The 23204-nt window shown below is 64.8% G+C and carries 16 protein-coding genes and 6 tRNA genes; 18 read left to right on the top strand and 4 right to left on the bottom strand.

Translation table 11 applies throughout. The annotated features are described in order from the left end of the window. Positions 1 to 15: 15 nt before the first annotated feature. On the bottom strand, positions 16 to 867 hold the full coding sequence (gene hpnD / locus FKP22_RS03015; protein WP_141285045.1) for a presqualene diphosphate synthase HpnD: 852 nt from the start codon (positions 865 to 867) through the stop codon (positions 16 to 18). Continuing rightward, positions 864 to 1706, bottom strand: coding sequence for a squalene synthase HpnC (gene hpnC / locus FKP22_RS03010; RefSeq protein ID WP_141285043.1), 843 nt, complete (start codon positions 1704 to 1706; stop codon positions 864 to 866). Before hpnC ends, hpnD begins: the two co-directional genes overlap by 4 nt. A gap of 226 nt (positions 1707 to 1932) precedes the next feature. Here hpnC and FKP22_RS03005 point away from each other — a divergent pair, with 226 nt between their 5' ends. From FKP22_RS03005 to FKP22_RS02950, 12 genes are all read left to right on the top strand, one after another. Beyond that, positions 1933 to 3039, top strand: coding sequence for an efflux RND transporter periplasmic adaptor subunit (locus tag FKP22_RS03005; RefSeq protein ID WP_233446799.1), 1107 nt, complete (start codon positions 1933 to 1935; stop codon positions 3037 to 3039). A gap of 25 nt (positions 3040 to 3064) precedes the next feature. Next, positions 3065 to 6208 carry an efflux RND transporter permease subunit gene (locus FKP22_RS03000; protein ID WP_141285039.1) on the top strand — a complete coding sequence of 1048 codons (3144 nt, stop codon included), beginning with the start codon at positions 3065 to 3067 and terminating at the stop codon, positions 6206 to 6208. 289 nt (positions 6209 to 6497) lie between these two features. Then, positions 6498 to 6584: transfer RNA gene (locus FKP22_RS02995), tRNA-Leu, on the top strand. 43 nt (positions 6585 to 6627) lie between these two features. Then, entirely contained in the window at positions 6628 to 7935 is a 1308-nt protein-coding gene (tig, locus tag FKP22_RS02990) for a trigger factor (protein WP_141285037.1), read from the top strand. A 135-nt stretch (positions 7936 to 8070) separates the two neighbouring features. Beyond that, positions 8071 to 8679, top strand: coding sequence for an ATP-dependent Clp endopeptidase proteolytic subunit ClpP (gene clpP, locus FKP22_RS02985; protein WP_141285035.1), 609 nt, complete (start codon positions 8071 to 8073; stop codon positions 8677 to 8679). A gap of 202 nt (positions 8680 to 8881) precedes the next feature. Continuing rightward, on the top strand, positions 8882 to 10150 hold the full coding sequence (gene clpX / locus FKP22_RS02980; RefSeq protein ID WP_141285033.1) for an ATP-dependent Clp protease ATP-binding subunit ClpX: 1269 nt from the start codon (positions 8882 to 8884) through the stop codon (positions 10148 to 10150). Positions 10151 to 10247: 97 nt separating this feature from the next. Next, entirely contained in the window at positions 10248 to 12671 is a 2424-nt protein-coding gene (lon, locus tag FKP22_RS02975) for an endopeptidase La (RefSeq protein WP_141285031.1), read from the top strand. A gap of 285 nt (positions 12672 to 12956) precedes the next feature. Next, a tRNA-Gly gene (locus FKP22_RS02970) sits at positions 12957 to 13032 on the top strand. Between the two features lie 90 nt (positions 13033 to 13122). Then, positions 13123 to 13196 (top strand) — tRNA-Cys (locus FKP22_RS02965). A 15-nt stretch (positions 13197 to 13211) separates the two neighbouring features. Continuing rightward, a tRNA-Gly gene (locus FKP22_RS02960) sits at positions 13212 to 13287 on the top strand. Between the two features lie 62 nt (positions 13288 to 13349). Then, positions 13350 to 13425, top strand: a tRNA-Gly gene (locus FKP22_RS02955). Positions 13426 to 13515: 90 nt separating this feature from the next. Next, positions 13516 to 13602, top strand: a tRNA-Leu gene (locus FKP22_RS02950). A gap of 26 nt (positions 13603 to 13628) precedes the next feature. On the opposite strand, the gene murI is transcribed toward FKP22_RS02950, so the two are convergent. Next, complete coding sequence (gene murI / locus FKP22_RS02945) at positions 13629 to 14444, bottom strand: glutamate racemase (protein WP_141285029.1); 816 nt, start codon at positions 14442 to 14444, stop codon at positions 13629 to 13631. Positions 14445 to 14698: 254 nt separating this feature from the next. Between murI and FKP22_RS02940 the strand changes: the two genes are divergently transcribed. From FKP22_RS02940 to FKP22_RS02925, 4 genes are all read left to right on the top strand, one after another. Next, a complete protein-coding gene (locus FKP22_RS02940) occupies positions 14699 to 15448 on the top strand; it encodes an electron transfer flavoprotein subunit beta/FixA family protein (protein ID WP_141285027.1) in 750 nt (249 codons plus the stop codon). 2 nt (positions 15449 to 15450) lie between these two features. Further along, positions 15451 to 16380, top strand: a complete 930-nt coding sequence (locus FKP22_RS02935) for an electron transfer flavoprotein subunit alpha/FixB family protein (protein WP_141285025.1) — start codon at positions 15451 to 15453, stop codon at positions 16378 to 16380. Positions 16381 to 16467: 87 nt separating this feature from the next. Continuing rightward, entirely contained in the window at positions 16468 to 18258 is a 1791-nt protein-coding gene (locus FKP22_RS02930) for an acyl-CoA dehydrogenase (RefSeq protein ID WP_141285023.1), read from the top strand. Then, on the top strand, positions 18258 to 19217 hold the full coding sequence (locus tag FKP22_RS02925) for an NAD(P)H-dependent flavin oxidoreductase (RefSeq protein ID WP_141285021.1): 960 nt from the start codon (positions 18258 to 18260) through the stop codon (positions 19215 to 19217). The genes FKP22_RS02930 and FKP22_RS02925 overlap by 1 nt, the downstream gene beginning before the upstream one ends. A gap of 30 nt (positions 19218 to 19247) precedes the next feature. Here FKP22_RS02925 and FKP22_RS02920 read toward each other — a convergent pair whose 3' ends face one another. After that, positions 19248 to 19595 carry a hypothetical protein gene (locus FKP22_RS02920; protein WP_141285019.1) on the bottom strand — a complete coding sequence of 116 codons (348 nt, stop codon included), beginning with the start codon at positions 19593 to 19595 and terminating at the stop codon, positions 19248 to 19250. Positions 19596 to 19933: 338 nt separating this feature from the next. Here FKP22_RS02920 and FKP22_RS02915 point away from each other — a divergent pair, with 338 nt between their 5' ends. Both FKP22_RS02915 and FKP22_RS02910 read left to right on the top strand, forming a co-directional pair. Continuing rightward, the gene (locus tag FKP22_RS02915) at positions 19934 to 22792 is read left to right on the top strand and encodes a 2-oxoglutarate dehydrogenase E1 component (RefSeq protein ID WP_141285017.1); all 2859 of its coding nucleotides are present in this window, start codon (positions 19934 to 19936) and stop codon (positions 22790 to 22792) included. A 174-nt stretch (positions 22793 to 22966) separates the two neighbouring features. Next, positions 22967 to 23204: biotin/lipoyl-containing protein (locus FKP22_RS02910; protein ID WP_310733303.1), on the top strand; the 238-nt coding region annotated here is incomplete at its 3' end.

Genomic DNA, 23204 nt, shown 5'->3' with positions numbered 1-23204 from the left:
GCGCCGCCTGGGTGCTCATCGACCGCGGAGATGCGTGCGCGCGGCGATCCACAGCTTGCGCACCGGCGTCAGCGAAATGCGCTGGTGCAGCACCTGGAAGTTCTCGCGTTCGATCTCGCGCAGCAGCGTGCGGTAGATGTTGGCCATCATCAGCCCGGGCTTTTGCGCGGCGCGGTCGGCCTCGGGCAGCAACGCCATCGCTTCGTCGTAGCAGCGGTGCGCGCGTTCGGCCTGGAAGTGCATCAGCGCGGTGAAGCGCTCGCTGTAGCCCCAGGGCGCGTCGCGCTTGAGCAGTTCGTGCGCTTTCACGTCGAACTGCTGCAGCTCGCTGATCGGCAGATAGATGCGGCCTCGGCGTGCGTCGTCACCCACGTCGCGGATGATGTTGGTCAGCTGCATCGCCAGGCCCAGCTTGTGCGCATAGGCCACGGTGCTGTCCTGCGTGCGGCCGAAGATGCTGCAGGCGACTTCGCCGACCACGCCAGCCACCAGGTGGCAGTAGCGCTGCAGGCCGGGGTAGTCCAGGTAGCGGCTTTGCTCCAGGTCCATCTGGCAGCCTTCGATCACCGCGTCCAGGTGCCGGGCTTCGATGCCGTAGGCCTTTGCCAGCGGCATCAGCGCCTGCATCACGGGGTGGCTGGGCTGGCCGGCGAAGCTCTGTGCAACTTCACGCTGCCACCAGGCCAGCTTGATTGCAGCGACTTGTGGGTCCTGCACCTCGTCGACCACGTCGTCCACCTCGCGGCAGAAGGCGTAGAACGCGGTGATGGCGGCGCGGCGCTCGGGCGGCAGGAACAGGAAGGCGTAATAGAACGAGGAGCCGCTGGCGGCAGCCTTTTCTTGCACGTATTGCTGAGGCGTCGTCATGCGGGCAGCGCGAGTGAAGGGCGGGGCCGGGGCATGCGCAGCGCGCGCCACAGCAGTGGCAGCGCATCGGAGCGGCGCAGCTTGGGGCGCTGCGTCAATGTTTGGTGATGCATGGCGTCGATTTTCTCAAGAATGCGCAGCCCACCTTGCACCACCAGACGCAATTCCCAGCCTGCGCGGCCCGGAAGCCGGTGCACCAGCGGCGCGCCTTGCAGCATCAGCGCACGGGCCCAGTCGCACAGCTCGCACACCATTGCTTGTGCTGCCGGGCCGGCTTGCAGTCGATCTGCCTGCAAGCCGTGCCGTGCCAGATCGCTGGCCGGCAGGTAGCAGCGGCCGCGTGGCAGGTCCACGCTGAGGTCTTGCCAGAAGTTGATCAACTGCAGGGCGCTGCAGACGGCGTCGGACTGCGCGAGGGCAGCGGCGTCGTCGACGTGATGCAGGTGCAGCAGCAGGCGGCCCACCGGGTTGGCGGACAGGCGGCAGTAGCCGAGCAAGGCCTCGCGGTGGGCATAGGCCGGGTTGGCCACGTCGCAGAGGAAGGCGGCCAACAGGTCGTCGAGTAACGCATGCGGCAGCGCGTGCTGTTGCATGGCCTGCTGAAGCGGCCCGAAGATGTGTGCCCAGCGCGTGGCCGGCGGTTCACCGCAGGCCACGCGCTGCAACTCGGCACGGTAAGCCTGCAGTTCAGCGCGCCGGCTTTCGGTTGGCAGGTCGCCTTCGTCGGCAATGTCGTCGCCGGTGCGGGCGAACCAGTAGATGGCCGCGATCGGCGGCCGCAGCTTCGGTGGGCACAGCCACGAGGCGACGGGAAAGTTTTCGTAGTGGTCGACGCTCACAGCGCGGCATTGTCCATGCGCGCCGAGGCACGGCCGCGTCAAATCTTGCGACGCTCCGGTGCCCGCCGGGTGGCGACATGCGATTGACGCTGGCGGGCAGAGCTTCTACATTACTGACCAGTCAGTCATTAGCGGCGTGTGGTCACCTGAAGAGGGGCCGCTCGCCTTGTCCTGTTTCCCGTTGCACCTGGATCGCTCCGCCATGCAAACACAACGAGTCGCCGCGATGTTGGCAGCCCTGGCCCTGCTGGGGCTGGCCGCCTGTTCCAAACAAGAAGCGCCGCCGGAGCCGGTGCGCGCCGTGCGCACGATGAAGGTGAACGATGGCAGCGCGCGCAGCAGCCGCGACTACGCCGCCGAGATCCGCGCCCGCACCGAATCGCAGCTTGGCTTTCGCGTGGGTGGCAAGCTGCAGAGCCGGCCGGTGAACCTGGGCGACACGGTGCGCCGCGGCCAGGTGCTGGCGCAGCTGGACCCGCAGGACCTGCAACTCGGCCAGGCTTCGGCCCAGGCCGCGCTGATGGCGGCGCAGAGCAGCTTCACGCAGGCAGACGCGGACCTGAAGCGATACCGGGAGCTGCGCGCCAAGGGTTTCATCGGCGAAGCTGAGCTGGAAAAGCATGACCTGGCCCAGAAGACCGCCCAGGCGCAACTGGATCAGGCCAAGGCCCAGATGAGCGTGCAGCGCAACCAGACCGGCTACGCCAGCCTGGCGGCCGAAGCTTCGGGCGTGATCACCGCGGTGTCCGCCGAGCCGGGGCAGGTGCTGGCCGCTGGTACGGCTGTGGTGCGGCTGGCGCATGACGGCCCGCGCGATGCGGTGTTCACTGTGCCGGAGGACCGCATCGGCGAATTCCGTGCGCTGATCGGCAAGACCGGTGGTGTCGCGCTGCAGGCCTGGGGTGCCAACGAGTCCGCGCCAGCCACCATCCACGAGGTGGCTGCGGCGGCGGACAGCACGACACGCACCTTCCAGGTCAAGGCCGACATCGGCAACGCGCCGCTGCGGCTGGGGCAGACCGCCACCATCCGTGTGAACGGCACCGACCAAGCTGGCGTGATCCGCCTGCCCCTGTCGGCGCTGATCGAGCTGAAGGGCCAGAGCGCCGTGTGGCTGTTTGATGCCGCAGCCGGCACGGTTCGCCAGCAGGTGGTCAGTGTGTCCGGTGCGGATGGCAATACCGTCATCGTCACCGGCGGCCTGAAGGCAGGCGACGAGGTGGTCACTGCCGGCACGCATGTGCTCAATCCCGGCCAGAAGGTCAAACGCTATGCGGAGCCGGTTCCTGCCAGCGCGCCCGCGATGACGCCCGCACCGGCGGCGTCCCACTGAGCCCGGACCGCGAGGACACGCCGACATGAGCCAACAACAAGGCATACACCGCGAGCGCTTCAACATCTCGCGATGGGCGCTCGAGCATGCGCCGCTGACGCGCTACCTGATGATCGTGCTGCTGGTGCTGGGCGCCGTGGCCTATTTCCAGCTCGGGCAGGACGAGGACCCGCCGTTCACCTTCCGCGCGATGGTGGTCCAGTCCTTCTGGCCCGGCGCCTCGGCGCAGGAAATGGCCGAGCAGGTGACCGACAAGGTCGAGCGCACGCTGCAGGAAGTGCCGCACGCCGACATCATCCGCAGCTACACCAAGCCGGGCGAATCGCTCACCATCTTCCAGCTGCGCGACTCCACGCCCGGCAAGGACGTGACCGACACCTGGTACCAGGTGCGCAAGAAGGTCGGCGACATGCGCTCGACGCTGCCTTCGGGCGTGATCGGCCCGGTCTTCAACGACGACTTCGGCGACGTCTACGGTTCGATCTACGCGCTGTCGGCCGACGGCTTCTCGCCCGAGGAACTGCGCCAGCATGCCGAAACCGTGCGCGACCAATTGCTGCAGGTGCCCAATGTGGCCAAGGTGCAGCTGTTTGGCGTGCAGGCCGAGAAGCTGTTCGTCGAAATTCCGCAGCAGCGGCTGGCCCAGTTGGGGCTGGACCTGAACCAGGTCATTGCCCAGCTAGGCGCGCAGAACGCGGTCGAGAGCGCCGGGCTGATCGATGCCCGTAGCGAAAGTCTGCAACTGCGCGTGGCCGGCGCGCTGCAGTCGGTCGAACAGCTGCGGCAGATGCCGATTCGCGCGGTCAACCCGGCGACCGGGCAGGCCAGCTCGCTGCGCCTGGGCGACATTGCCGAGATCCGGCGCGACTACGTGGACCCGCCGGCCGTGAAGGTGCGCCACCAGGGGCAGCAGGTCATTGCGCTGGGCGTGTCGATGACCAAGGGCGGCGACATCATCGAGCTGGGCAAGCAGCTCACCGCGCGCACCGGGCAAATCAAGGCCAATCTGCCGGTGGGCATCGAGCTCAGCCAGATCCAGAATCAGCCGGATGCCGTCACGCGCTCGGTGGGCGAGTTCGTGCATGTGTTGATCGAGGCCGTGGTCATTGTGCTGTTGGTCAGTTTCCTCAGCCTGGGCCTGCATTTCAGGCCGCTGCGCGTGGACATCTGGCCGGGCATGGTGGTGGCCATCACCATCCCGCTGGTGCTGGCGATCACCTTCGTGACGATGTACTACTGGGGCGTGGGCCTGCACAAGATCTCGCTGGGCTCGCTGATCATCGCGCTGGGCCTGCTGGTGGACGACGCCATCATTGCCGTCGAGATGATGGTGCGCAAGCTGGAGGAGGGCTACGACCGCATGCACGCGGCCACCTTCGCCTACGAAGCCACCTCGATGCCGATGCTGACCGGCACATTGATCACCGCGGCTGGCTTCCTGCCCATCGGGCTGGCCAAGTCCTCGGTGGGTGAATACACCTTTGCGATCTTCGCAGTCACGGCCGCGGCGCTGCTGATCTCCTGGGTCGTCTCGGTCTACTTCGTGCCCTTCCTGGGCGCCTGGCTGCTGAAGACGCGCAAGGACCACCAGGCCGGCGAGGTGCACGAGCTGTTCGACACGCCGTTCTACCAGCGCTTCCGCTCGGTGGTGAACTGGTGCGTGGCGCACCGCTGGATCACCATCGGCTTGACGCTGCTGACCTTCGCGCTGGGCATCGTCGGCATGGGGCGGGTGCAGCAGCAGTTCTTCCCGGACTCCAGCCGCCCTGAAATCATGGTCGACCTGTGGCTGCCTGAAGGTGCCACGCAGATGGAGAGCGAGCGCGTGGCGCTGCGCTTCGAGCAACGCATCCGTACCGAGCCGGGCATGGAAGCCGTGACCGCCTGGATCGGCAGCGGCGTGCCGCGCTTCTACCTGCCGCTGGATCAGGTCTTCCCGCAGACCAATGTCAGCCAGTTCATCCTGTTGCCCAAGGACCTGGCGACGCGCGAGGCGCTGCGCAAGCGCCTGCCCGAGCTGCTGGCCGCCGAATTCCCGGAGGTGCGTGGCCGCGTGAAGCTGCTGCCCAACGGCCCGCCGGTGCCGTATCCGGTGCAGTTCCGCGTGATGGGGGATGACGCGGCGCAGGTGCGCATCTGGGCCGACCAGGCCAAGGCGCAGCTGATGGCCAACCCGAACATGCGCGGCGTGAACGACAACTGGAACGAGCGCGTCAAGTCGCTGCGCCTGGACGTGGACCAGGACAAGGCCCGCGCGCTGGGCGTGACCAGCCAGTCGATTGCCCAGGCCACGCGCATGCGCCTGTCCGGCACCACCATCGGCCAGTATCGCGAGGAAGACCGGTTGATCGACATCGTGCTGCGCCAGCCGCTGGCAGAGCGTCAGGCGGTCACCGATCTGGGCAGTGCCTACGTCTCGACCAGTTCGGGCCGGTCCATTCCGCTGACGCAGATCGCCAAGGTCAGCTATGGCTGGGAGCCTGGCGTGATGTGGCGGGAAGGGCGCAAATTCGCCATCACCGTGCAGGGCGACGTGGCCGAGGGTTTGCAGGGTGCATCGGTCAGCAACCAGCTCTGGCCTGAACTGCAGAAGTTGCAGGCGCGCATGCCGCCTGGCATGCAGATCGAGGTCGCTGGTGCCGTTGCGGAAAGTTCCAAAGGTTCTTCCTCGATCATGGCCGGAATGCCGCTGATGGCCTTCCTGATGCTCACGCTGCTGATGCTGCAACTCCACAGCTTCCAGCGCGCGATGCTGGTGGTACTGACCGCGCCCCTGGGCATTGCTGGCGTGGCCGGGGCGCTGCTGCTGCTGAACCGGCCGTTCGGCTTCGTTGCACTGCTGGGTTTCATCGCGCTGGTGGGCATGATCATGCGCAATTCGGTGATCCTGATCGACCAGATCGAGCAGGACAGGGCGCGCGGCGTGCCGACATGGAACGCCATCGTCGACTCGGCGGTGCGGCGTTTCCGGCCCATCGTGCTGACCGCCGCAGCGGCGGTGCTGGCGATGATCCCGCTGTCGCGCAGCCCATTCTGGGGGCCGATGGCGGTGGCCATCATGGGCGGTTTGATCGTCGCGACGGTGCTGACGCTGCTGGCGCTGCCGGCCATGTACGCGGCCTGGTTCCGCGTGCGCCAGGAAGACGTGCCGCCGGTGGCGGCGGCCTGAAGAAAGCCTTCCATCGTGGAAAACCCCGGCGCCTGCCGGGGTGCTTTTCGACGAAGTTTGAGGCGAGCTGTCAAAGTCCGCTTCGCAGCCCGATAGAATGCGCGGTTTACCGGTTCGCCTGAGGCGGGCCGTTCCTGGGGTCTTCGTCAGGTCAGGTCGGGTTTTTTCCCGGCGCCTGCAGAAAAACCTTCAAGGATCGGCCGGTCTCGACGCAGTAGTCAGGCAGGCCGGCAGCCCGGCGCGGGTGGTGTGAAGTCAAGGCTTCATCCGCTTGCTACGGGCGCACGCCGCGCGGGTGGCGAAATTGGTAGACGCACCAGGTTTAGGTCCTGACGCCTTCACGGGCGTGCCGGTTCGAGTCCGGCCCCGCGCACCAGCCCAGACTACGCAACAGCACACGCAACATCAGAGTTCGCATCATGGCAGTCAACGTTGAAACCCTCGAAAAGCTCGAACGCCGCATCACTTTGACGCTGGCGGCCTCCGAGATCGCGACCGAAGTCGATTCGCGCCTGAAGAAGCTGGCCCGCACGGTCAAGGCCGACGGCTTCCGTCCCGGCAAGGTGCCGATGTCCGTCGTGGCCCAGCGCTACGGCTACTCGGTGCAGTACGAAGTCATGAACGACAAGCTGGGTCAGGCCTTCTCGCAAGCCGCGAACGAAGCCCAGCTGCGCGTCGCCGGCACGCCCAACATCACCCAGAAGGACGAAGCGCCGGAAGGCACGATGGCCTTCGATGCCACCTTCGAGGTTTATCCGGAAGTCAAGCTGGGCGACCTGAGCGCCGCCGAAGTCGAGCGCGTCAGCGCCGACGTGGACGAAGCTGCGATCGACAAGACCGTGGACATCCTGCGCAAGCAGCGCCGCACCTTCGCCCAGCGCCCGGCAGACCAGTACGCCGAAGCCGGTGATCGCGTGACCATCGACTTCGAAGGCAAGATCGACGGTGAGCCCTTCCAGGGCGGCAAGGCCGAAGCCTTCCAGTTCCTGGTCGGCGAAGGCCAGATGCTGGAGCAGTTCGACGCAGCCGTGCGTGGCATGAAGGTCGGCGAGTCCAAGACTTTCCCGCTGCAGTTCCCGGCCGACTACCACGGCCAGGACGTGGCCGGCAAGGAAGCCGACTTCATGGTCACCATGAAGAAGATCGAGTCGCAGAACCTGCCCGAAGTGAACGACGAGTTCGCCAAGTCGCTGGGCATTGAAGCCGGCACGGTCGAAGGCCTGCGCGCCGATGTGAAGAAGAACCTGGAACGCGAAGTCAAGTTCCGCGTGCTGGCTCGCAACAAGGCCGCCGTGATGGACGCACTGGTCAAGGTGGCCGAACTGGACCTGCCGAAGGCCCTGGTCGACTCCGAAGTCGAGCGACTGACGGAAGGCGCCCGTGCCGACCTGAAGCAGCGCGGCGTGAAGGACGCGGACACTGCGCCCATCCCTGCCGGCATTTTCACCGCCCAAGCCGAGAAGCGCGTGCGCCTGGGCCTGGTGGTGTCGGAGCTGGTGCGCTCGAACAACCTGCAAGCCAAGCCCGACCAACTGCAAGCGCACATCGAAGAGATGGCGCAAAGCTATGAAAAGCCGGCCGACGTGGTGCGCTGGTACCTGTCCGATCGCCAGCGCATGGCCGAAGTGGAAGCGGTTGTGATCGAAAACAACGTCACCAACTTCGTGCTGGGCCAGGCCAAGGTGACCGACAAGTCGCTGCCTTTCGACGAACTGATGACTGCCTAAGGGTTCGGCCCACTTCGGGCCTGATCCAATCGAAGCCCGACCACCCCTGGACGGGCTTTTTTTTGCCCGATCAGGGGCTTTACAGGGCGACATAATGACCCCATCTTTCCCCTGTTGCCCTACAGAAGGATTCTCATGAGCGCACTGGACACCCAGGCTCTCGGCATGGTGCCGATGGTCATCGAACAGTCGGGTCGCGGCGAACGCGCCTACGACATCTACTCGCGCCTGCTGCGCGAACGCATCATTTTCCTGGTGGGCCCGGTGAATGATCAAAGCGCCAACGTCGTCGTCGCCCAGTTGCTGTTCCTGGAAAGCGAAAATCCGGACAAGGACATTTCGTTCTACATCAACTCGCCGGGCGGCAGCGTCAGCGCCGGCATGTCGATCTTCGACACGATGCAGTTCATCAAGCCGGACGTCTCGACGCTGTGCATCGGCATGGCGGCCAGCATGGGCGCTTTCCTGATGGCCGCAGGCGCCAAGGGCAAGCGCTTCTCGCTGCCGAACAGCAAGATCATGATCCACCAGCCGCTGGGTGGCACGCAAGGCCAGGCGACTGACATCGAGATCCACGCCCGCGAGATCCTGAAGACCCGCGAGCAGTTGAACCGCATCCTCGCCGAGCGCACCGGCCAGTCGCTGGAAAAGATCCAGACCGACACGGAACGCGACTACTACATGAGCGCCCACGAGTCCAAGGCCTATGGCCTGATCGACCAGGTGCTGGACAAGCGGCCCTGATGCTCGCCAGGACGGTGGAAGCGCTGCATCCGCCGTCGGCGAGGCCGACGCGGCACCCGCCAGGCGCCGTCACTCGCCAAACAGGCCGCGCTGACGCTGAAGGAACCTCCGAAAGCCGGTGCTTTTCCGGCCAGAAGGGGTTCTGCCAGTTGTTCTATCATCCCCCTACGCTTTTTTCAGCACAGCCCAGGCTCTGACATCCATGCCCGACAAGAAAGGCGCCTCCGGCGAAAAGGTCCTCTACTGCTCTTTCTGCGGAAAGAGCCAGCACGAGGTCAAGAAGCTCATCGCCGGTCCTTCGGTGTTCATCTGCGATGAATGCATCGAACTGTGCAACGACATCATCCGCGACGAAGTCCCCGCGGAAACCGCACCCGGCAAGGCTGCCAAGTCGGACCTGCCGGTGCCGATGGAGATCAAGAGCAGCCTTGATCAGTACGTGATCGGCCAGGACGCCGCCAAGCGCATCCTGGCGGTAGCGGTCTACAACCACTACAAGCGCCTGAAGCACATGGGTGCCTCGAAGGACGAGGTCGAACTCTCCAAGAGCAACATCCTGCTGATCGGCCCGACGGGTTCCGGCAAGACGCTGCTGGCGCAGACGCTGGCGCGCCTGCTCAACGTGCCTTTCGTGATCGCTGACGCCACCACGCTGACCGAAGCCGGCTACGTGGGCGAAGACGTCGAGAACATCATCCAGAAGCTGCTGCAGAACTGCAATTACGACGTGGAGCGTGCGCAGCGCGGCATCGTCTACATCGATGAGATCGACAAGATTTCGCGCAAGGCCGACAACCCGTCGATCACGCGCGACGTGTCCGGCGAAGGCGTGCAGCAGGCGCTGCTGAAGCTGGTCGAAGGCACGATGGCCTCGGTGCCGCCGCAAGGCGGGCGCAAGCACCCGAACCAGGACTTCCTGCAGATCGACACGACCAACATCCTGTTCATCTGCGGCGGCGCGTTCGATGGCCTGGAGAAGGTCATCCAGCGCCGCACCGAGAAGTCAGGCATCGGCTTTGGTGCCACGGTGCACAGCAAGACCGAGAAGAAGGTCTCCGAAGTGTTCCGCGATGCAGAGCCGGAAGACCTGGTGCGCTTCGGCCTGATCCCCGAACTGGTCGGCCGCCTGCCGGTGGTGGCCACGCTGGGCGAACTGACCGAAGAAGCGCTGATGCAGATCCTGGTTGAGCCGAAGAATGCGCTGCTGAAGCAATACCAGAAGCTGTTCTCGATGGATGGCGTGGAACTCGAGATCCGCCCGTCCGCGCTCGCTGCCATCGCCCGCAAGGCGCTGGCCCGCAAGACCGGTGCGCGCGGCCTGCGGTCCATCATGGAGCAATCGCTGATCGACACCATGTTCGACCTGCCCACGCTGGATGGCGTGGCCAAGGTGGTGGTCGACGAGCACATCATCGAAGAAGGCGGCAAACCGCTGTTGGTCTACCGCGAACAGGCCAAGGCCAGCGCCTGAGAGCGCAGCCGCTCACCGCCGGGCCCCGCCTGATGAGCCCGGCTCCTTGCAAACAATCCCTCGAGCCCCATGTGGGTTCGAGAAAGTGAGGCATTCCATGTCAGGACATCCCATCCTTCCCTCGGAACCGATCACGTTGCCGCTGCTCCCGCTGCGCGACGTGGTGGTGTTCCCCCACATGGTCATCCCGCTGTTCGTTGGCCGTCCGAAGTCCATTAAGGCCCTGGAAGCCGCGATGGAGGCCGGCCGCCAGATCATGCTGGTCGCCCAGAAGGCGGCAGGCAAGGACGAACCGCGAGCCGAAGACCTGTTCGATGTGGGTTGCATTTCCAGCATCCTTCAGATGCTGAAGCTGCCGGACGGCACCGTGAAGGTGCTGGTCGAAGGCGTGCAGCGCGCCAACACCCGCGAAGTGACCGATGGCGAGGATCATTTCTCCGCCGAGGTCATGCCGATCGAGCCGGCCGGTGAGGCCTCGCCCGAGGTCGAGGCCCTGCGCCGCGCGGTGACGCAGCAGTTCGACCAGTACGTCAAGCTCAACAAGAAGATCCCGCCCGAGATCCTCACCTCGATCGCTGGCATCGACGATCCGGGCCGCCTGGCCGACACGATTGCCGCGCACCTGCCGTTGAAGCTGGAAGCCAAGCAGTCGGTGCTGGACCTGTTCGACGTGGCCAAGCGGCTGGAAAAGCTGCTGGAGCTGCTCGAGCATGAAGTCGACATCCTGCAGGTTGAAAAGCGCATCCGTGGCCGCGTCAAGCGCCAGATGGAGAAGAGCCAGCGCGAGTACTACCTGAACGAGCAGGTCAAGGCGATCCAGAAGGAACTGGGCGACGGCGAAGAAGGCGCCGACCTGGAAGAGCTGGAAAAGAAGATCACCGCTGCGCGCATGCCCAAGGAAGCGCGCAAGAAGGCAGACGCCGAGCTGAAGAAGCTCAAGCTGATGTCGCCGATGTCGGCCGAAGCCACGGTGGTGCGCAACTACCTGGACACGCTGATCGGCTTGCCGTGGAGCAAGAAGACCAAGATCAAGCACGACCTGGGCAATGCCGAGGAAGTGCTGAACGAGGACCACTACGGCCTGGAGAAAGTCAAGGATCGCATCCTTGAGTATCTTGCTGTCCAGCAACGGGTTGAAAAGGTCAAGGCGCCGATCCTGTGCCTGGTTGGCCCTCCTGGCGTCGGCAAGACCTCGCTGGGGCAGTCGGTGGCGCGTGCCACTGGGCGCAAGTTCGTCCGCATGGCGCTGGGCGGCGTGCGCGACGAGGCCGAGATCCGCGGGCATCGCCGCACCTACATCGGCTCGATGCCGGGCAAGGTGCTGCAAAGCCTGTCCAAGGTCGGCACGCGCAATCCGCTGTTCCTGCTCGACGAAATCGACAAGCTGGGCATGGACTTCCGTGGCGATCCGTCGTCGGCCCTGCTCGAAGTCTTGGACCCGGAGCAGAACCACACCTTCGGAGACCATTACATCGAGGTCGACTTCGACCTGTCGGATGTGATGTTCGTGGCGACCTCGAACTCGATGAACATTCCGCCGGCCCTGCTGGACCGGATGGAAGTGATCCGCCTGTCGGGTTACACCGAAGACGAGAAGCTGCACATCGCGCAGAAGTACTTGTTGCCCAAGCAGGCCAAGAACAACGGCGTGAAGGACGAGGAGATGGAAGTCGCCGAGTCCGCCATCCGCGGCATCATTCGCTACTACACGCGGGAAGCTGGTGTGCGCTCGCTGGAACGCGAGATCTCGAAGATCTGCCGCAAGGTGGTCAAGGGCATGCAGCTCAAGACCTACAGCGACAAGATGGTGGTCACCGATGAGAACCTGCATGAGTTCCTGGGCGTCCGCAAGTACGATTTCGGTCGCGCCGAGAAGGCCAACCAGGTCGGCCAGGTGGTGGGTCTTGCGTGGACCGAGGTGGGCGGCGATCTGCTGACCATTGAAGCCACCGCGATGCCGGGCAAGGGCAACATCATCCGCACCGGTTCGCTGGGCGATGTGATGAAGGAATCGGTCGAGGCTGCCCGCACGGTGGTGCGCAGTCGCGCGCGCCGCCTGGGCATCAAGGACGAGCTGTTCGAGAAGCGCGATGTGCACGTGCACGTGCCGGACGGGGCGACCCCGAAGGACGGCCCGAGCGCGGGCGCCGCGATGACGACGGCTTTCGTCTCCGCGCTGACCGGCATTCCGGTGCGCGCTGACGTGGCGATGACCGGCGAGATCACACTGCGCGGCGAGGTCACCGCCATTGGCGGGCTGAAGGAAAAACTGCTGGCAGCCCACCGTGGTGGCATCAAGCTGGTGATGATTCCGGAAGAGAACGTCAAGGACCTGCAGGACATCCCGGACAACGTGAAGAGCCATCTCGAGATCGTGCCGGTCCGCTGGATCGACAAGGTGCTGGAAGTGGCGTTGGAGAGGGCGCCCACGCCTTTGCCGGATGAAGAGCCGGTGGCGGCGACGCCCGCGGCTTCCAAGGACGGCACCGCAGCGACGAGTACCGACACGCTGCCTCATTGAAGCTGCGCGGAACCACGGATTGCCCCGGCACCCGTGTGTTCGAGCAAGAGGGCTGGACCGCAAGGTTCGGCCCTTTTTTGTGGGTGTTCCAGGCGATTGAATGGCTGCTGCAGAGCCCATCTGAAAATTTTGCGGGGCTTGCCGAAATCGCGAAAATCCTCCTATAATGAGAGCTTCCCTGATACGGAGCGCGGCGCAGAGAAATCAGCGCAGTGGCTGCAAAAAGCAGTGCGGCACCAACCGCTTGCTGGCAATCAGGGAAGCAGTGTTCCGAAAGGAGCCCATGCGGGAATAGCTCAGTTGGTAGAGCGCAACCTTGCCAAGGTTGAGGTCGCGAGTTCGAGTCTCGTTTCCCGCTCCAGATTTCCTTGATGAAGGGAAGCCCAGGCTTCCCTTTTTCGTCAGCGGGTCTCGGGGTTCTTGAAAGTACACTCACCTTCGGTGAAACGAAGGCGCGATAGCAAAGCGGTTATGCAACGGATTGCAAATCCGTCTAGTCCAGTTCGACTCTGGATCGCGCCTCCAGTCACGGAAGTCAATGCGGGAATAGCTCAGTTGGTAGAGCGCAACCTTGCCAAGGTTGAGGTCGCGAGTTCGAGTCTCGTTTCCCGCTCCAAACACCAAACGGGGGTGCCTTCGGGCTGCTTCCGGCGTCAGGTGAAAGCCTGATGATCCCAAGCGGGAATAGCTCAGTTGGTAGAGCGCAACCTTGCCAAGGTTGAGGTCGCGAGTTCGAGTCTCGTTTCCCGCTCCAAAATCTGAAAGGCCGCTGCATCTTGTGCAGCGGCTTTTTTGTTGGTGCCGCAGCAGCGGTGCCAATCGCGCCCGCGATAATTCGGCGCGCGCCCGGATGGCGAAATCGGTAGACGCAGCGGACTTAAAATCCGCCGCCGTAAAAGGCGTACGGGTTCAAGTCCCGTTCCGGGTACCACGCAGGCGGCTGGCTTTCCGGCCTGCTCAGAGCGTGATGTTCTCGACTGGCTCGAAGAGCCCGAGTTGCTCTCGTGCCAGGCGAGCCAGCACCATGGTGTCGCCGGTCGATTGAAGCCGCACCTGGCCCTTGTTCCCGCTGTCGGCTGACCGTTCCGGATGGCGCGCCACCCAGAGGTTCAAGGCTTGCCGAGCAACGGCGTCTGCCGTGTCCAGCAACTGCACTTCCGGGCCCAGCCGTTGTGCGATGCGCTCGGCGACGAACGGATAGTGCGTACAGCCCAGCACTGCGGTGTCGACCTCGGCCCGGCGCAGTTCTGCGCAGTAGAGGTCCAACAACTGGTCGACCTGTTCGCAGGCGATTTCGCCTTGCTCGATGGCGGCTGCCAGCCCGCGGCAACCGACCCCGAGGATCTTGCAGTCATTCGCGTAACGAGCCAGCAGGCTGGCAAAGCGTTCGCTGGCCAGTGTTGACGGCGTGGCCATCACGCCCACCCTGCGGTTGCGGCTCAGCGCGACGGCAGGCTTCACGCCGGGTTCCACGCCCACAAGGTCCAGCGTGGGGTGCCGCTCGCGCAAGGTGTCAATGGCCCAGGCCGTTGCAGTGTTGCAAGCAATGACGATCAGGCTTGCGCCCTGGTCAATCAGGTGTTGGGTGACTTTCAGTGAGCGTTCGACGACGTGCGCCGGATTGCGGTCTCCGTAGGGCGCATGGCCTGAATCGGCGATGTAAAGCAATGGCAGCGCGGGCTGACGTTGGCGCAGTGCGCGCAACACCGAAAGGCCGCCCACACCGGAGTCGAAAACGCCGATCAGTCGGCTGTTCGGAGCAGGATGGTTCATATGGAGGTCGCAAGTCTAGCGGGGAGGGGCAGGCCTTGTTCCGGCCTGACAGGCTGCTTGCAATCTGTTCACGGCAGGGCTTTGGATTTTGCTGACCTTGTGTCTAAAATAGCACGATCGTTCGTTTTATCCGGCGAGCGTTTCAGATCACCTCGCTGTGGCTGTTCCCGATGGCGTGCCACCTGCGCCGCCATAGAATTTCCCGTTTACGTAAACGTCAATCAAACCGACAGATCCGACAGGAGCAACGCGATATGAAGGTACTCGTCCCCGTGAAACGGGTGGTGGACTACAACGTCAAGGTCCGCGTGAAGAGCGACGGCACAGGCGTGGACATCGCCAACGTCAAGATGAGCATGAACCCGTTCGACGAGATTGCCGTCGAAGAGGCTGTGCGCCTGAAGGAAAAGGGCCTGGTGACCGAGGTCATCGCCGTGTCCTGTGGCGTCACCCAGTGCCAGGAAACCCTGCGCACGGCGATGGCCATCGGCGCCGACCGGGCCATCCTGGTCGAGACCAGCGAGGAACTGCAGCCGCTGGCGGTGGCCAAGCTGCTCAAGGCCCTGGTCGACAAGGAGCAGCCGGGTCTCGTGATCCTGGGCAAGCAGGCCATCGACGACGACTGCAACCAGACCGGCCAGATGCTGGCCGCGCTCGCAGACCTGCCGCAGGCGACCTTCGCCTCCAAGGTCGAGCTGAGTGCAGACTCGGTGTCCGTCACCCGCGAGGTGGACGGCGGTGGAGAAACGCTGAAGCTCTCGCTGCCGGCCGTCATCACCACCGACCTGCGCCTGAACGAGCCGCGCTACGTCACGCTGCCCAACATCATGAAGGCCAAAAAGAAGCAGCTCGACGTGCTCAAGCCCGCCGACCTTGGCGTGGACGTCACGCCGCGCGTCAAGACCCTGAAGGTCTCCGAGCCGCCCAAGCGCGGCGCGGGCGTGAAGGTGCCGGACGTTGCGGCGCTGGTGAACAAGCTGAAGAACGAAGCGAAGGTGATCTGACCATGACGACGCTTGTCATTGCCGAACACGACCACGGCAGCCTCAAGGGCGCCACCCTCAACACCGTGACCGCCGCCGTGCAGATCGGTGGCGACGTGCACGTGCTGATCGCCGGCAGCAATGCCGGTGGCGCCGCCACCGCAGCCAGCCAGATCGCAGGCGTCGCCAAGGTGCTGCAGGCCGACGCGCCGCACCTGGCCGAACAGCTGGGCGAAGACGTGGCCGCGCAAGTCCTGGCCATTGCCTCGAACTACAGCCACATCTTCTTCCCCGCCACCGCGCACGGCAAGAACGTCGCCCCGCGCGTGGCGGCCAAGCTGGACGTGGGCCAGCTCAGCGACATCACCAAGGTGATCAGCGCCGACACCTTCGAGCGCCCGATCTACGCTGGCAACGCGATTGCCACCGTGCAGACCGCCGACGCGACCAAGGTCGCCACCGTGCGCAGCACCGGCTTTGACGCCGCAGCGACCGGCGGCTCGGCAGCGGTGGAGGCCATCACCGCAGTCGCGCCGAACGGCAAGTCCAGTTTCGTCGGCCGCGAGGTCACCAAGAGCGACCGGCCCGAACTCACCGCCGCGAAGATCATCGTCTCCGGCGGCCGGGCGATGGGCAGCAGCGACAAGTTCAACGAGGTGCTGACGCCGCTGGCCGACAAGCTGGGCGCCGCACTCGGCGCCAGCCGCGCCGCGGTGGACGCTGGCTACGCGCCCAACGACTGGCAGGTCGGCCAGACCGGCAAGATCGTGGCACCCAGCCTGTACATCGCCTGCGGCATCTCGGGCGCGATCCAGCACCTGGCCGGCATGAAGGACTCCAAGGTGATCGTGGCGATCAACAAGGACCCGGAGGCGCCGATCTTCAGCGTGGCGGACTATGGCTTGGAAGCCGATTTGTTCGTCGCGGTGCCCGAGTTGATCAAGGCCCTTTGACCCATGGCTTGCCGGTGCGGCACGCACTGGCGGCTTTGCCCAGAGGCGCCCTTGATGGCGCCTTTTTTCCGACCGGAGACAAGCCCAATGACCTATCGCGCTCCCGTGAAGGACATGTTGTTCGCGATGAAGGAACTCGCGAACATCGAGGCCGTGGCGCAACTGCCCGGCTTCGAGGACGCTGGTTTCGATACCGCGCAGGCGGTGCTCGAAGAATGCGCCAAGCTCAACGAAGATGTGATCGCCCCTCTGAACTGGGAAGGCGATCTGCACCCTTCGTGGTTCGAGGGCGGGGAGGTGCGCGCCACCAAGGGCTTCAAGCAAGCCTTCCAGCAGTTTGCGCAAGGGGGCTGGCAGGGCTTGCATCACCCGGCAGACTTTGGCGGCCAGGGCTTGCCCAAGCTGATCCATGCGGCCTGCATCGAGATGACCAATGCGGCCAACACCAGCTTCGCACTGTGCCCGCTGCTGACCGACGGCGCCATCGAAGCCCTGCTGACCGCAGGCACCGAAGAACAACGTAGCACCTACATCCCGAAGCTGATCGACGGCAGTTGGACCGGCACGATGAACCTGACCGAGCCGCAGGCCGGTTCTGACCTGGCGGCGGTGCGCAGCCGCGCCGAGCCGCAGGCGGACGGCAGCTACAGGGTCTTCGGCACCAAGATCTTCATCACCTGGGGTGAGCACGACATGGCCGAGAACATCGTCCATCTGGTGCTGGCCCGGGTCACCGGCGCACCCGAAGGCGTGAAGGGCATCTCGCTGTTCATCGTGCCCAAGTTCATGGTGAATGCAGATGGTTTGCTGGGCGCGCGCAACGACGTGCACTGTGTCAGCATCGAGCACAAGCTGGGCATCAAGGCCAGCCCGACCGCCGTGCTTCAGTACGGCGACAACGGTGGCGCCATCGGCTACCTCGTGGGCCGGGAAAACCGTGGCCTGGAGTACATGTTCATCATGATGAACGCGGCCCGCTTCGGCGTGGGCATGCAGGGCATCGGCGTGGCAGACCGTGCCTACCAGCGCGCGGTGGCCTATGCGCGCGACCGCGTGCAGTCGCGCCCGGTGGACGGCTCGCTGCCCGGAGCCGCGCCCATCATCCATCACCCTGACGTGCGCCGCATGCTGATGACGATGCGCGCCTACACCGAAGGCTGCAGGGCGATGGCGCTGGTCGCGGCTGCAGCCTCGGACGCTGCGCACGCGCACCCTGACGCGGAAGTCCGCAAGCAGAACGCCGCCTTCTATGAATTCATGGTGCCGCTGATCAAGGGCTATTCCACCGAGATGAGCATCGACGTGGCCAGCCTGGGCGTGCAGGTGCACGGCGGCATGGGCTTCATCGAAGAGACCGGTGCAGCCCAGCACTACCGCGATGCCAAGATCCTGACCATCTACGAAGGCACGACGGCGATCCAGGCCAACGATCTGGTTGGCCGCAAGACCTCGCGCGACGGCGGCGCCACCGCGCGAGCTGTCGCCACGCAGGTCGCTGTCACCGAGCAGCAACTGGCACAGCAAGACAGCGCCGCAGCGCAGTCCTTCGCCAAGCGACTGGGTGCGGCGCGCGAGGCTTTCCTGCAGGTGGTGGACTTTGTGGTCGCCCACACGCGCAGCAACCCGAACGCGGTATTCGCCGGCAGCGTCAACTACCTGATGCTGGCGGGCAACCTGGTGGCAGGCTGGCAGATGGGCCGCGCGCTGCTGGCTGCCGAAGCAGGCCTGGCGGCAGGCACTGACTCCGACTTCATGGCGGCCAAGATCGCCACCGCGCGTTTCTACGCCGACCACATCCTGACCCAGGTGCCCGGCCTGCGCGACCGCATCGTCGATGGCGCAGACGCCGTCACCGCCCTTGCCCTGGAGGCCTTCTGATGGCTTTGCCTGCTGTTTTCGCGAACCTGTCGCTGCCGGTCATCGGCTCGCCGCTGTTCATCATCTCCAACCCCAAGCTGGTCATCGAGCAGTGCAAGGCGGGCGTCGTCGGCTCGATGCCGGCGCTCAACGCCCGTCCTGCCGAGCAACTGGAGGACTGGCTGGCCGAGATCACCGAGACCCTGACCGCCTATGACCGCGCCAACCCGGACAAGCCCGCGGCGCCGTTCGCGATCAACCAGATCGTGCACAAGAGCAATGACCGGCTGGACCATGACATGGCGATGTGCGCCAAGTTCAAGGTGCCCCTGGTCATTACCTCGCTGGGCGCGCGTACCGATGTGAATGACGCTGTGCACAGCTGGGGTGGCGTGGTGATGCACGACATCATCAACAACGCCTTTGCGCACAAGGCCATCGAGAAGGGCGCGGACGGCCTGGTGGCGGTGGCGGCTGGTGCTGGCGGCCATGCGGGCGTGAAGAGCCCGTTTGCGCTGATCCAGGAAATCCGCCAGTGGTTCGACGGCCCGCTGGCCCTTTCCGGCGCCATTGCGTCGGGTGGTGCCATCCTCGCGGCGCAAGCCATGGGGGCCGACTTTGCCTACATCGGTTCGGCCTTCATCGCCACCGATGAAGCCCGCGCGGCCGATGCCTACAAGCAGGCCATCGTCGACGGCAGCAGCGACGACATCGTCTACAGCAACCTGTTCACCGGCGTGCATGGCAACTATCTGGCGCCTTCCATCGTCGCGGCTGGCCTGGACCCGGCGAACCTGCCGGAAAGCGACCCGTCCAAGATGAACTTCGGTGGCGATGCGAAGAAGGCCTGGAAGGACATCTGGGGCTGCGGCCAGGGCATTGGGGCGATCGACAAGGTGCAGCCGACCGCCGACCTGGTGGCCCGCTTCAAGCGCGAGTACGACACGGCGCGTGCGCGCCTGCAGCTCTGGGCACGGTGACGGGCATCACCTCAGCGCGCCAGGTCAGTCTCAGGTGGCGCTGACCGCCAGGTCTGCATCGCAGCCGCTGGCCGCCGAAATCCATCGCCGTGCCAGCCGGCTCAGCAGCTTTGCGGCCGGTTCGGGCAGCCAGTGCAGCACCTGGCGCGGTGCGGCGACCATGCCGCAGCGGTAGAGCCCGGCATCGGCCTGCCACTGCAAGGCCAGGCAAGCGCCTTGGCGTTTGCCGCTCACCAGCATGCCAAGCGGGCAGGGTGCCCAGGCGCAACAAACGCCGCAGCCATTGCAGGCCTGGCCAACGGCCGGTTTGGGCGGTGCTTCCAGTTGCAGGCGGATCACGCGCTGGACAAACGGCGCGGCGGGTGGCGGGTGAACCATGCCGCCAGTTTCTGCCGGCGCCGCACTGGCCAAAATGCCGAACACCCCCTTTTTGCCAGTGCTGTTATCCCCCGATGGAGGCTGTGACTTCCGCGGCGCAGCAGTAAGCTTCGTATTGCAAGCGGCGCACAGATACCTCCTTGCCACGTAGTTTTGCTTAGCCTAGGTCAAAGCAAGGGTGTTAGAGTGCCGCCTCTTATCCGATCCTTCTGTGTCCCCTTGCTGGTCGCTTCCACGGCAGCAAGGCGGATCGCAATCCGCCAAACGGTCTAGCCGGGCCGCGGAAGGTTGATCAACCCATCGGAGCTCTGGAAACCGGAGCGAAAGGTGAGCGAAACATGATGCAGCAATACGGGGCGAACTCGTACCTGTTTGGAGGCAATGCGCCGTACGTCGAAGAGATGTACGAGGCCTACCTCGACAACCCGGGCTCCGTGCCCGACAACTGGCGCCAGTACTTCGACGCGTTGCAAAACGTGCCGGCAGCCGACGGCTCCGACAGCCGCGACGTGCCCCACGCGCCGGTGATCGAATCCTTTGCGCAGCGCGCCAAGTCGAACGCTTTCGCCGTCAAGGCCAGCTCGACCGACCTGGCCGTCGCCCGCAAGCAGGTGCACGTCCAGTCGCTCATCTCGGCTTACCGCTTCCTCGGCTCCCGCTGGGCCGACCTGGATCCGCTCAAGCGCACCGAGCGGCCCAAGATTCCCGAACTGGAACCGGCGTTCTATGACCTGAGCGAGTCCGACATGGACATCACGTTCAGCGCCACGAACACCTATTTCAGCAAGGCTGAACACATGACTCTGCGCGAGATCATGCAAGCCTTGCGCGAGACCTATTGCGGCTCGGTGGGTGCGGAAATCATGCACTGCACCGACCCGACCGAAAAGCGTTGGTGGCATGAGCGCCTGGAAACGGCGCGCAGCAAGCCCAGTTTCAGCCCCGAGAAGCGCACCCACATCCTCGATCGCCTGACCGCGGCCGAAGGCCTGGAACGCTACCTGCACACCAAGTACGTCGGCCAGAAGCGCTTCTCGCTGGAAGGCGGCGAAAGCTTCATCGCCTCGATGGACGAACTGGTGCAGCGCGCCGGTGAAAAAGGCGTGCAGGAAATCGTCATCGGCATGGCCCACCGTGGCCGCCTGAACGTGCTGGTCAACACCCTGGGCAAGGCGCCCAAGGACCTGTTCTCCGAGTTCGACCACACGGCGCCGGAAGATCTGCCTTCCGGCGACGTGAAGTACCACCAGGGTTTCTCCAGCGACGTTTCGACGCCTGGTGGCCCGGTCCACCTGAGCCTGTCGTTCAACCCGTCTCACCTGGAAATCGTCAACCCGGTGGTCGAGGGCTCGGTCAAGGCCCGCATGGACCGCCGCGGCGACAAGGTCGGCAGCCAGGTGCTGCCGGTGCTGGTGCACGGCGATGCGGCCTTTGCCGGCCAGGGCGTGGTCATGGAAACGCTGGCGCTGGCACAGACCCGCGGTTACTACACCGGCGGCACGCTGCACATCGTCATCAACAACCAGATCGGCTTCACGACCAGCGACCCGCGCGACACCCGCTCGACGCTGTACTGCTCCGACGTGGTCAAGATGATCGAGGCGCCGGTGCTGCACGTGAACGGCGACGATCCTGACGCCGTCGTCTGGTGCACGCAGCTGGCGATGGACTACCGCCAGCAGTTCAAGAAGGACGTGGTCGTCGACATCATCTGCTTCCGCAAGCTGGGCCATAACGAGCAGGACACGCCTGCCCTGACCCAGCCGCTGATGTACAAGACCATTGCCAAGCACCCGGGCACGCGCAAGCTGTTCGGTGACAAGCTGGTGGCGCAGGGCGTGCTGCCGCCCGAAGGCCCGGACGACATGGTCAAAGCCTTCCGTGCCGCGATGGATGCCGGCAAGCACACGGTGGACCCGGTGCTGACCGACTTCAAGAGCAAGTACGCGGTCGACTGGTCGCCCTTCCTCGGCAAGAAGTGGACCGACGCAGCCGACACCGCGCTGCCGCTGGCCGAGATCAAGCGCCTGGCTGAGCGTGTCACCACCATCCCTTCCAACTTCAAGCTGCACCCGCTGGTGGAGAAGGTGATTGCCGACCGCGCTGCCATGGGCCGTGGCGACGTGAACATCGACTGGGGCATGGGCGAACACCTGGCCTATGCGTCGCTGGTCGCGTCGGGCTACCCGATCCGCCTGTCGGGCGAAGACAGCGGCCGCGGCACCTTCGTGCACCGCCATGCCGTGTTGCACGACCAGAACCGCGAGCGCTTCGACGAAGGCATCTACATCCCGCTGCAGAACGTGGCCGAGAACCAGGCCCCGTTTGTCGTCATCGACTCCATCCTGTCTGAAGAGGCAGTGCTGGGCTTCGAATACGGCTACGCCGCGGCCGAGCCGAACACGCTGACCATCTGGGAAGGCCAGTTCGGCGACTTCGTCAACGGCGCGCAGGTCGTGATCGACCAGTTCATCGCGTCTGGCGAAGTGAAGTGGGGCCGGGCCAATGGCCTGGTGCTGATGCTGCCGCACGGCTACGAGGGCCAGGGCCCGGAGCACAGCTCGGCGCGCCTGGAGCGCTTCATGCAGCTCTCGGCCGACAACAACATGCAGGTGGTGCAGCCGACGACGGCCAGCCAGATTTTCCACCTGCTGCGCCGGCAGATGGTGCGGCAGTTCCGCAAGCCGCTGATCATCATGACGCCGAAGTCGCTGCTGCGGAACAAGGAAGCGACCTCGCCGCTGTCCGAGTTCACCAAGGGCGAATTCCGCACCGTGATCCCGGATGCCGCAGCCGACATCGACAACGCCAAGGTCAAGCGCGTGATCGCGTGCTCGGGCAAGGTCTATTACGACCTGGTCAAGAAGCGCGAAGAGAAGAAGGCCACCGACGTGGTGATCCTGCGCGTCGAGCAGCTCTATCCGTTCCCGCACAAGGCCTTCGCGACCGAGATCAAGAAGTACCCGAACGCGACGGAAATCGTGTGGTGCCAGGACGAGCCGCAAAACCAGGGCGCCTGGTTCTTCGTGCAGCACTACATCCACGAGAACATGCTCGACGGCCAGAAGCTGGGTTACGCCGGCCGCCCGGCCTCGGCATCGCCGGCTGTCGGCTACGCCCACCTGCACCAGGAGCAGCTCAAGGCGCTGCTGGACCAGGCCTTCGGCAAGCTCAAGGGCTTTGTGCTCTCGAAATAAGCCTGTCGTCCACAGACCTCATCCAGCCGTTCAGGCTCAACGTCCTCAGACACAGTCCAGGCCAACGCGCGCAGGTGCCGCCCTCCGGGGCACCTGCTGCGCCAGCCTCACAGCGGTGCTGGCGAAGGTCGCATCCGGTGACCAACCCCATCCCCGCACCCAACGAACAACATCATGGCAATCGTAGAAGTCAAGGTTCCGCAGCTGTCCGAGTCAGTGGCCGAGGCCACCCTGCTGCAATGGAAGAAGAAGCCCGGCGATGCCGTGGCGATCGATGAAATCCTGATCGAGATCGAGACCGACAAAGTCGTGCTCGAAGTGCCGGCCCCTTCCGCCGGCGTGCTCAAGGCACTGGTGGTGGCCGATGGCGGCACCGTGGTGGCCGACCAGGTCATCGCCCAGATCGACACCG

The organism is Ideonella azotifigens (assembly GCF_006519715.1).
GTDB classification, from domain to species: domain Bacteria; phylum Pseudomonadota; class Gammaproteobacteria; order Burkholderiales; family Burkholderiaceae_C; genus Ideonella; species Ideonella azotifigens.
Note: the sequence above shows the minus strand (reverse complement) of the source record. Positions and strands in the feature narration are given on the sequence as shown.

What these genes read in the sequence shown, in the direction of transcription:
- FKP22_RS03005 (WP_233446799.1), top strand. Translation starts at nt 1,933, where the DNA reads ATGTTGGCAGCCCTGGCCCTGCTGGGGCTGGCCGCCTGTTCCAAACAA.
- FKP22_RS02925 (WP_141285021.1), top strand. Translation starts at nt 18,258, where the DNA reads ATGGCTTTGCCTGCTGTTTTCGCGAACCTGTCGCTGCCGGTCATCGGC.
- FKP22_RS02920 (WP_141285019.1), bottom strand. Translation starts at nt 19,595, where the DNA reads ATGGTTCACCCGCCACCCGCCGCGCCGTTTGTCCAGCGCGTGATCCGC.
- clpP (WP_141285035.1), top strand. Translation starts at nt 8,071, where the DNA reads ATGAGCGCACTGGACACCCAGGCTCTCGGCATGGTGCCGATGGTCATC.
- hpnD (WP_141285045.1), bottom strand. Translation starts at nt 867, where the DNA reads ATGACGACGCCTCAGCAATACGTGCAAGAAAAGGCTGCCGCCAGCGGC.
- FKP22_RS03000 (WP_141285039.1), top strand. Translation starts at nt 3,065, where the DNA reads ATGAGCCAACAACAAGGCATACACCGCGAGCGCTTCAACATCTCGCGA.
- FKP22_RS02915 (WP_141285017.1), top strand. Translation starts at nt 19,934, where the DNA reads ATGATGCAGCAATACGGGGCGAACTCGTACCTGTTTGGAGGCAATGCG.
- tig (WP_141285037.1), top strand. Translation starts at nt 6,628, where the DNA reads ATGGCAGTCAACGTTGAAACCCTCGAAAAGCTCGAACGCCGCATCACT.
- FKP22_RS02940 (WP_141285027.1), top strand. Translation starts at nt 14,699, where the DNA reads ATGAAGGTACTCGTCCCCGTGAAACGGGTGGTGGACTACAACGTCAAG.
- FKP22_RS02930 (WP_141285023.1), top strand. Translation starts at nt 16,468, where the DNA reads ATGACCTATCGCGCTCCCGTGAAGGACATGTTGTTCGCGATGAAGGAA.
- lon (WP_141285031.1), top strand. Translation starts at nt 10,248, where the DNA reads ATGTCAGGACATCCCATCCTTCCCTCGGAACCGATCACGTTGCCGCTG.
- FKP22_RS02935 (WP_141285025.1), top strand. Translation starts at nt 15,451, where the DNA reads ATGACGACGCTTGTCATTGCCGAACACGACCACGGCAGCCTCAAGGGC.
- murI (WP_141285029.1), bottom strand. Translation starts at nt 14,444, where the DNA reads ATGAACCATCCTGCTCCGAACAGCCGACTGATCGGCGTTTTCGACTCC.
- clpX (WP_141285033.1), top strand. Translation starts at nt 8,882, where the DNA reads ATGCCCGACAAGAAAGGCGCCTCCGGCGAAAAGGTCCTCTACTGCTCT.